Genomic DNA, 1298 nt, shown 5'->3' with positions numbered 1-1298 from the left:
GTTGGCGCCGCCACCGCCGCCCAAGCCCGTGCCACCGGCACCGCCCACACCGCCGGCGCCACCATCACCGGCGTCACCGCCGACACCGCCGACACCGGCGCCGGCCGCGCCACCGACGCCACCGTTGCCGCCCGCGCCACCGGCCGCGGCGTTGCCGCCGTTACCGCCCGCGGTGTCGGCCACCGTGGCGTCCGCGCCGGCGCCACCGGATCCGCCCTTGCCACCGGCACCGCCGTTACCGCCGGCGCCACCGTTACCAGACGTGGTGCCGCCGAGACCACCGGTACCACCGTCGCCGCCGATACCGCCGACGAAGCCATCGGTGCCGTTGCCGTCGATGTCGGTGCTGCCATCCACGGTCGCGCCGACACCGCCGGCGCCACCGGCGCCACCGTTGCCGACCGATGCCGCGTTGCCACCGACGCCGCCGTTGCCGCCGCCCTGGCCCACGTCAGTGCCGGCGATCAGTCCCTCGCCGGCGCCGCCCTGGCCGCCGGCACCGCCGTCACTGGCGATGCCGTCCTGGCCGAGCGCGCCGTTGGCGCCATTGGTGGTTCCCGTCCCGCCGGAGCCGACATTGCCCATCACCCCGGCGTCGGCGCCGTTACCGCCGCTACCACCGTTACCGGCGACGTCGCCGCCGCCGCCGCCGAGGCCCGTGCCGCCCACGCCGGCCACGCCGCCGTTGCCGCCCCAGCCGGCGGTGCCGCCGGTGCCGCCGGTGCCGTTGGTGGCAGTACCACCCTGGCCACCGTTACCGCCGTTACCGCCGGCGCCGGCGTTGCCGCCGTTACCGCCGTCGGTGTCGGCGACCGTGGCGTCGGCGCCCGCGCCGCCGGCACCGCCCTGGCCGCCCATACCGCCGAAGCCACCCTGGCCGCCGTTGCCGGAGATGGTGCCACCAGCACCGCCCTGGCCGCCGTCGCCGCCGACACCGCCGACTGCACCATCGGTGCCGTTGCCGTTGATGTCGGTGATGCCGTCCACCGTCGCGCCCTGGCCGCCGGTGCCGCCGAAGCCGCCGTTGCCGACCGCGCCCGCATTGCCGCCGTTGCCGCCGGCGCCGCCGCCCTGGCCGGTGTTGGTCCCGGCGATCAAGCCGAATCCGTCACCGCCGCGACCGCCCTCGGCGCCGTCGGTGTTGACGCCCGCGGTGCCGGCGGCCCCGGCCGCGCCGCCGGTGACACCCAGTCCGCCGACGCCGGCCTTGCCGGCCGCGCCACCAGTGGCGCCGTCACCGCCGTCACCACCGTTACCGGCGTTGGTGCCGCCACCGCCGCCGCCGCCCTGGCCGCCGA

General features: G+C 78.3%; 1 pseudogene. It reads right to left on the bottom strand.

From position 1 onward, the window contains the following. Positions 1-1298 (bottom strand): annotated as a pseudogene (locus ACAG20_RS21035) (PE family protein); the annotation flags it as partial.

It is taken from the genome of Mycobacterium sp. pW045 (assembly GCF_041287085.1).
In the GTDB taxonomy this organism is placed as follows: Bacteria; Actinomycetota; Actinomycetes; order Mycobacteriales; family Mycobacteriaceae; genus Mycobacterium; species Mycobacterium algericum_A.
This window is presented reverse-complemented; position numbering and strand designations above follow the sequence as displayed.